The sequence below is a fragment of the Romboutsia sp. 13368 genome (assembly GCF_018336475.1).
GTDB lineage: Bacteria > Bacillota > Clostridia > Peptostreptococcales > Peptostreptococcaceae > Romboutsia.
Window position 1 is genome coordinate 2093594 of record NZ_CP048741.1, and the last position, 7498, is coordinate 2101091.

General features: G+C 29.4%; 11 protein-coding genes (1 of these 11 only partly in view). 2 read left to right on the plus strand and 9 right to left on the minus strand.

What is annotated here, in order from left to right; genetic code table 11:
• Positions 1 to 181 precede the first annotated feature (181 nt).
• From G3997_RS08680 to G3997_RS08720, 9 genes are all read right to left on the minus strand, one after another.
• A complete protein-coding gene (locus G3997_RS08680; protein WP_296645385.1) occupies positions 182 to 544 on the minus strand; it encodes a TIGR04086 family membrane protein in 363 nt (120 codons plus the stop codon).
• Positions 545 to 614: 70 nt separating this feature from the next.
• On the minus strand, positions 615 to 911 hold the full coding sequence (yajC, locus tag G3997_RS08685) for a preprotein translocase subunit YajC (protein ID WP_296645386.1): 297 nt from the start codon (positions 909 to 911) through the stop codon (positions 615 to 617).
• An 85-nt stretch (positions 912 to 996) separates the two neighbouring features.
• On the minus strand, positions 997 to 2118 hold the full coding sequence (gene tgt, locus G3997_RS08690) for a tRNA guanosine(34) transglycosylase Tgt (RefSeq protein WP_296645387.1): 1122 nt from the start codon (positions 2116 to 2118) through the stop codon (positions 997 to 999).
• Positions 2119 to 2164: 46 nt separating this feature from the next.
• A complete protein-coding gene (locus G3997_RS08695; protein WP_296645388.1) occupies positions 2165 to 2656 on the minus strand; it encodes a phosphate-starvation-inducible PsiE family protein in 492 nt (163 codons plus the stop codon).
• 20 nt (positions 2657 to 2676) lie between these two features.
• On the minus strand, positions 2677 to 3702 hold the full coding sequence (gene queA / locus G3997_RS08700; RefSeq protein ID WP_296645389.1) for a tRNA preQ1(34) S-adenosylmethionine ribosyltransferase-isomerase QueA: 1026 nt from the start codon (positions 3700 to 3702) through the stop codon (positions 2677 to 2679).
• Positions 3703 to 3891: 189 nt separating this feature from the next.
• Complete coding sequence (ruvB, locus tag G3997_RS08705; RefSeq protein WP_296645390.1) at positions 3892 to 4908, minus strand: Holliday junction branch migration DNA helicase RuvB; 1017 nt, start codon at positions 4906 to 4908, stop codon at positions 3892 to 3894.
• A 17-nt stretch (positions 4909 to 4925) separates the two neighbouring features.
• Positions 4926 to 5528, minus strand: a complete 603-nt coding sequence (gene ruvA, locus G3997_RS08710; RefSeq protein WP_296645391.1) for a Holliday junction branch migration protein RuvA — start codon at positions 5526 to 5528, stop codon at positions 4926 to 4928.
• Positions 5521 to 6030, minus strand: a complete 510-nt coding sequence (gene ruvC, locus G3997_RS08715; RefSeq protein WP_296645392.1) for a crossover junction endodeoxyribonuclease RuvC — start codon at positions 6028 to 6030, stop codon at positions 5521 to 5523. Before ruvC ends, ruvA begins: the two co-directional genes overlap by 8 nt.
• 141 nt (positions 6031 to 6171) lie before the next feature.
• Positions 6172 to 6789 carry a hypothetical protein gene (locus G3997_RS08720; protein WP_296645393.1) on the minus strand — a complete coding sequence of 206 codons (618 nt, stop codon included), beginning with the start codon at positions 6787 to 6789 and terminating at the stop codon, positions 6172 to 6174.
• A 158-nt stretch (positions 6790 to 6947) separates the two neighbouring features.
• Between G3997_RS08720 and G3997_RS08725 the strand changes: the two genes are divergently transcribed.
• Together G3997_RS08725 and G3997_RS11995 are read left to right on the plus strand one after the other, a co-directional pair.
• Positions 6948 to 7268: a hypothetical protein gene (locus G3997_RS08725; protein WP_296645394.1), complete on the plus strand. Its 321-nt coding sequence runs from the start codon at positions 6948 to 6950 to the stop codon at positions 7266 to 7268.
• Between the two features lie 158 nt (positions 7269 to 7426).
• Positions 7427 to 7498 carry the 5' portion of a hypothetical protein gene (locus tag G3997_RS11995; protein WP_442971281.1) on the plus strand. The gene runs 42 nt beyond the window's last position, so the window shows 72 of its 114 coding nt (coding positions 1–72); it begins with the start codon at positions 7427 to 7429; its stop codon lies off the right edge, out of view.

Sequence of the window (7498 nt, forward strand, 5' to 3'; positions counted from 1 at the left end):
TTTAGTAAGTTGTATGTTATTTTTTYAATCTTTTTATTATCTTTATCTTTCATAAGTATGCCTCCTATTGTTTTTATCCTGTATATATTATTGGCAATAATTGTGTTTATTACTCTTATATATATTTCATAAAAAAAGACGTCACAATTATGACGTCTTTTTTTACTTATTATTAAAATTATTATTTAAAGTTAACACCTAAAACTCCACCAATACCACCAGCTATAGATACTAGCAATACTTTGTATAATATATCAATTTCAAATGCAAAGTTATCTTTTGCTAAGAATACTATCAATATAAGGCATACTATGTACATAAGTCCAACAACTAGGCCATATATAAGACCTTTTTCTTTTATATGTTTTGATGCGTAAAATCCTCCAAATGCAGCAGATGCAGTAGTTATTGCTGATGATGCCATAGCTATTGAATCTCCTGATAAACTAGTAAATGTAAGGGCTAAGTTATATATTAATAATGTTGCTAAAGTTAATATATATGAATATCCTAAACCCTTAAGAACATGATTTGTTTTTTCCATAAAAATACCTCCCCTCGAATATATACTCGATAATATATATTCAAGAAGAGGTACAAACATTACTATATTATTATTTTTCTTCTTTAGTTTGTTTAGATTCAACACTTCCTATAGCCCATTTTTCAAATGGTACTTTAGTTCTGTTTGGCCCTAATTCTAATATTACAACATTTTCTTCAACTTTAGCAACATTAGCTACTATACCACCTATTGTAGTAACTTTATCTCCTACATTTAGGTTAGATCTCATATCTTTTAATTGTTTATCTTTTTTCTTTTGTGGTCTTATTAGTAAGAAATAGAATACTCCAAATACTACAACCCACATAAGTAATCCCATGATCATTTGTTGTGTTTGTGCAGTCATATGTTTCACTCCTTCAACATTTAAAAATTATTTATATACTAAATATTATATATTAAAGTAATTATAATTAATAGTATATTTTTATTTATTTTGTATATCCATATGCCTTGAAGAATTCTTCTTTAAAGTCTAATAATCTATCTTCCATTATAGCTTCTCTAACTTGCTTCATTAAATTTAATAAGAAGTGTAAGTTATGAGTAGTTATTAATCTTGATGCTAGTATTTCATTCGCTTTAACTAAGTGTCTTATATATGCTCTTGTATAGTTTTTACAGCAGTAGCAATCACAGTTAGGGTCTAGTGGACTAAAGTCTCTTGCATATTTTGCATTTCTAACAACAACTTTACCAACACTCGTCATTGCTGTACCATTTCTAGCTATACGAGTTGGAAGTACACAGTCAAACATGTCTATCCCTCTTATTACACCTTCTAATAAATCATCTGGGCTACCAACACCCATTAAGTATCTTGGCTTATTTTCTGGCATTAGTGGTACTGTATAATCTAATACTTCGTACATTAATTCCTTTGGCTCTCCAACACTTAAACCACCAACTGCATATCCTGGTAAATCAAGCTCTAATATTTCCTTAGCAGATTGTTCTCTTAAATCTTTATACATTCCACCTTGTATTATACCAAATAATGCTTGATTTTCTGTATTTTTATGAGCTTCTTTACATCTCTTTAACCATCTTGTAGTTCTTTCTAAAGAGTTTTTAACATATTCTCTATCAGCAGGATATGGAGCACATTCATCGAATGCCATCATTATATCTGAACCTAATGCATTTTGTATTTCCATAGCTTTTTCTGGACTTATAAAATGTTTAGAACCATCTATATGAGATCTGAAGTGTACTCCTTCTTCAGTTATTTTTCTAAGTGGCCCTAGACTGAATACTTGGAATCCTCCACTATCTGTAAGTATTGGTCTATCCCAGTTCATGAACTTATGAAGTCCACCAGCTTCTTTAACTAAATCGTGACCTGGTCTCATATATAAATGATAAGTATTACTTAATATTATTTGTGATCCTATTTCTTTTAACTCTTCTGGCGTCATTGATTTTACAGTTGCTTGAGTTCCAACTGGCATAAATATTGGTGTTTCTATAACACCATGTGGAGTATGAAGTCTTCCAAGTCTTGCTCCACTTTGTTTACATGTTTTTATAAGTTCGTATCTTATTGCGCTCATGTCTTTTGTCTCCTTAATCTAGTCTTTTGTATATCTATATTAAAATTTATACATTTACTTTATCTAAAGTTTTGTCATATTCTACGGGGTCTTTAATATCATCATCGTTGCTATCATAATTTATACTTGTTATATTTATATTACTATTGTCTTCTGTTAACAAGTGTTTCCTTATTCTAAATAATCCACCTATTGAAATTACACCTAATAAAATTTCTAACATACCTCCACTTTTAGGAAGTAATAACATTTTTCTTGCTATCGCATATAATAATACTTCCACTATTGTTCCTGCTTTATGTGAAGATAGCATAACTACAAATTCTATAGCTATAACTAAAAGAAGTATTTGTGCTAGTATATCATTTAACTGGCTATATGCAACGGGATTCTGATATTCAACTATATACGCAGTCCATATCATTCTTAAAACATCTATAGTTCCTAAAAATACTGCTATTAAAACTACCATTGCTAATATTGATTCAAATATATGTGCTACTCTCAGCGATATATTACTTTTATCCATATTTTTCATAGTTGCCCCCAATATATTCTCTATTTTACAATCATAGCATCTCCAAAACTAAAGAATCTATATCTTTCTTTTACAGCTGTTTCATAGGCATTTAGCACATTTTCTTTGCTAGAAAGTGCACTAACTAACATAATTAATGTTGATTCTGGTAAATGGAAATTAGTTATAAGTTTATCTACCATTTTAAATTTGTATCCTGGGTAGATAAATATATTAGTCCATCCACTAGTTTCTTCTATTTTACCATCTTCTTTAGTAGCTGACTCTACAGTTCTACAACTAGTAGTTCCAACACAGATTACATTGTGTCCATTTTGTTTTGCATTATTTATTTTTTCTGCAGCTTCTTTGTCTACCATATAGTATTCTGAGTGCATTTCATGTTCTAATACATTATCAACCTTAACTGGTCTAAATGTTCCAAGTCCAACATGAAGAGTTACAAAAGCTATATCAACACCTTTATCTTTTATTTGTTGAAGTAATTCTTCAGTAAAGTGAAGACCTGCTGTAGGTGCTGCAGCTGAACCATTATGCTTAGAATAAACAGTTTGGTATCTTTCTCTTTCTTCTAATCTTTCTGTTATATATGGAGGTAGTGGCATATTTCCAAGTTCATCTAAAACCTCTTCAAATATTCCTTCATAATGGAACTTGATTATTCTAGATCCTTCCTCTGCTAATCCTACTACTTCTCCTATAAGTTTTCCATTTCCAAAAGAGAACTTAGTTCCTATTTTTGCTCTCTTTCCTGGCTTTACTAATGCTTGCCAAGTATCTTCCTCTGTTCTTTTTAGTAATAAGAATTCTATCTTACCACCAGTATCTACTTTTTCACCTATAAGTCTTGCTGGTATTACTCTAGTATTATTAAGTACTAAGCAATCTCCAGGATTTAAGTAATCTATTACATGTTTAAATGTTTTATGTTCAATTTCTCCAGTTTCTTTGTCTAATACCATTAGCTTAGAACTTGATCTATCTAATATTGGTACTTGAGCTATTAACTCTTCTGGTAAGTCAAAATAAAAGTCGCTTGTTTTCAATGTAAACTTCCTTTCCAAAATTTTATACAGTTACCATAATAACAAAAATAGTATATTTTTTCTATATGCCAAKCCAAATATGTATTGTGTATTTTATAGAAATTATAACCATGTACTTTTTTTATATACTTATCGTAGTAACTGTACTCAACTTTTCTAAATATTATGCTTTTTTACTAAGTTATATTCTTATTTAGTAGGAAAAGGTATTTTAAGATGTTCATATGCAAGTGGCATAGCTATCCTTCCTCTTGGACCTCTATTTATAAATCCTAACTGAAGTAAATAAGGTTCATAAACATCTTCAATAGTATTTCTGTCTTCTCCTATAGAGGCTGCTAGTGTATCTAGTCCAACTGGACCTCCTCTAAACTTTTCTATTATTGTCATTAATAATTTTTCATCTACATAATCTAGTCCTAGACTATCTACACCTAATAATTCTAATGCACTATTCGCAACATTATCACTTATATTTCCGTCCGCTCTTACTTGTGCATAATCTCTTACTCTTTTTAATAGTCTATTAGCTATCCTTGGTGTTCCTCTTGAACGTCTTGCTATTTCTGTTGCTCCACCAGTTTGTATAGATGCTCCTAATATTTCAGACGATCTTACTACTATTTTGGCTAATTCATCTACTGTATAATAATCTAACTTACATATAACACCAAATCTATCTCTAAGAGGATTTGTAAGCATACCTGCTCTAGTTGTTGCACCTATTAATGTAAACTTTGGTAAATCAAGTCTTATACTTCTTGCTGATGGTCCCTTACCTATTATTATATCTAAACAAAAGTCTTCCATAGCTGAGTATAAAACTTCTTCTACACTTCTATTTATACGGTGTATCTCATCTATAAATAATACATCATTTTCATTTAAGTTAGTAAGTATTGCAGCTAAGTCTCCTGCACGTTCTATCGCAGGTCCCGATGTTATTCTTAAGTTTACGCCCATTTCATTTGCTATTATACTTGCTAGTGTTGTTTTCCCAAGACCTGGAGGCCCATATAATAAAACATGGTCAAGTTGTTCATTTCTACTCTTTGCTGCTTCTATAAAGATCTTTAGTTGTTCTTTCGCTTTTTCTTGACCTAAATAATCATCTAATGATTTTGGTCTTAAACTATTTTCAACATCTACATCTTCATTTTGCATTGTAGATGTTATTATTCTATCTTCATCATTAAAATCAAACATTTATAATCATCTCCTTTCTATCTTAGGGATTTACTCATTATATAAGTTAAAGATTTTTTTATTATATCTTCTGTATTTAATCCATCTTTTTTGCACTTATCTACAGCTTCTTTAGCTTCAGCTGATGAATATCCAAGCGCAACTAATGCATCAACTGCTTCATCTTTAGATACAGCTATTGGTGCATTTGAAAGTAAAGTAGGCTCAAACTCTACATTATTTTTATCTACTTTGTCTTTTAATTCAAGAACTATTCTTTCCGCAGTCTTTTTACCTACACCTGGAGCTTTAGAAAGTTTTGATACATCCTCACTTAATATATAAGCTCCTAGTTGTCCTGGAGATGCAAATGATAATATAGCTAATCCAACTTTAGGCCCTATCTTTGATACTGATGTTAAGAGTTCAAACATTTGCATTTCTTCTTTAGAGAAAAATCCACAAAGACTCATATCATCTTCTCTAACTATCAGCTTTGTATATATTTTAGCTATATTTCCTAATTGTAAATCTTTTATTGTATTACTTGATACATTTATTTTATATCCTATATTATTATTGTCTATAACTATATGATCTAAATTAATTTCTTCTACTGTTCCTTTTATATAACTATACATATGTGCCCCCTATATTTTTCAATGTTTTCTCTAATTTATTAGCATGTGCATGACATATTGCTACTGCAAGAGCATCTGCTACATCATCTGGTTTTGGTACTTTTTTTAGATTTAAAAATGATGTAACCATTTGTTGAACTTGAGCTTTTTGCGCTCTACCATATCCTACCACACCTTGTTTTACTTGTAGAGGAGTATATTCATAAACAGGCTTATTATTGTGAGCACATGCAAGCATTGTTACTCCTCTTGCTTGTGCAACTGTAATAGCTGTTTTTACGTTTTTATTAAAGAATAGTTCCTCTATTCCTACTTCATCTATATTGTAATTTTTTATAAGCATGTCTATACCTTTATAAACAAGCTCTAATCGTTTTAATATATCCATTCCTGCTGGAGTTGTTACTGCTCCATAATCTATTACTCTAAATTTACTATTTTTATATTCTATTATTCCATATCCAACAATAGCTATTCCTGGATCTATACCTAGTATTATCAAACTGTCAATTTCCTCCTATAAAATTCACTTCACTTAATACTTTACTAATTATATTATATACTTATAAAACTTATGTTCTGATATATTATATCATAACTTTCTGTATAAATAAAAAAACAACCTTATATTAGGTTGCTTTTATTAACTATCAAAACTTTCAAGTCTTGAATATGCATCTTCTTGAGTATCTACTATTACACCTTTTTGAATTTCTTCTTGAACAGATTGTGGTAATGAATCAAGTTTTATTTCTGTATTCTCTATTAATTCTCTTTTTCCATTTATATCGTATTTATAAAGCCCTATAAGTCCATCTTCTACTTCTAGTGAATACTTATTACTTCTTGATACATCTGTTGAAGGAGCTTTTTCTGATAATACTATTTCATATTGCGTTATACTATCAATTTCTTTACCTGGATATTTATCAGACAAATATGTTCGTATTTCATCTTTAGTTTTACCCATCAATTCTTCAGGAATAAGTCCTATCATTGAAGGCTTAGAGTCTAATAGGCTACCTTCTTCACTTCGTTTATATAACCATATTTCACAATTTTTACTTAATGCAAATGCATCTTTTGTGCTAGTATCTTTACTATTTTGTCCTTCATTTATTTCCTCAGTCTTAAACACTGTTGTTTCTTTTATACTATCTCTACTTTTTACACCTATATAAATCCCTCCACTTAGCACTAATATGCCAGTAAGTATTAGTACAGGTATCTTCCATTGAAATGGCTCTTTTTTCTCGAACATATAAATAACCTCCTTACATTAAACATTGTCTCCACACACTGTCTTTTTATACATTTTATACAAATATTAGTATTTTTTTATTTTATTGTCCCATTATTAATTATTTGCACATATTATAAGTTATGTATTGAATATAATCTTATAAAGGAGATGGTAATTTGAGTTCATATGTTAAAATAATTTATGATAGATTAGACTTTATAGAGTTTAAGCAAAACCTAATACTTTTAAAACAGCCTCAACATAAAGCTTCTGTATTTTACAATCTCACTTTAGATGACTTTTTAAAAATAAGAGATTTTACTTTTGAATTTGAAAGTAAAATAAGATCTGGATTTAGATCTTCAATTTCTGATTATGAAACTAAATTATTTGAAATTTGGCCACCAATTAAATCTTATCCTTCGGCATCTACATTAGTAGCAAAAGTACTTATGAGTGAAGATATCTTTAATTCTCTTTTTTCTTCTATAAATTGATTTTTATAATGAGGAATAGTATTATACATTCCTCTGTTTTTATGGATAGATTTTTTAACTTATTAGATTATTTTTATTTAAATCTGTCTATACTCTTTATAGGTTAAGATATCGGATGTAATGTAAAAACTTGTGCTAATAATGCAGGCACTGTATGTATTCTTAATAATATAGGCATAACTACATTATCTCCAAGAACTAATACAACATCCGAAACTTATTGTTCTAGT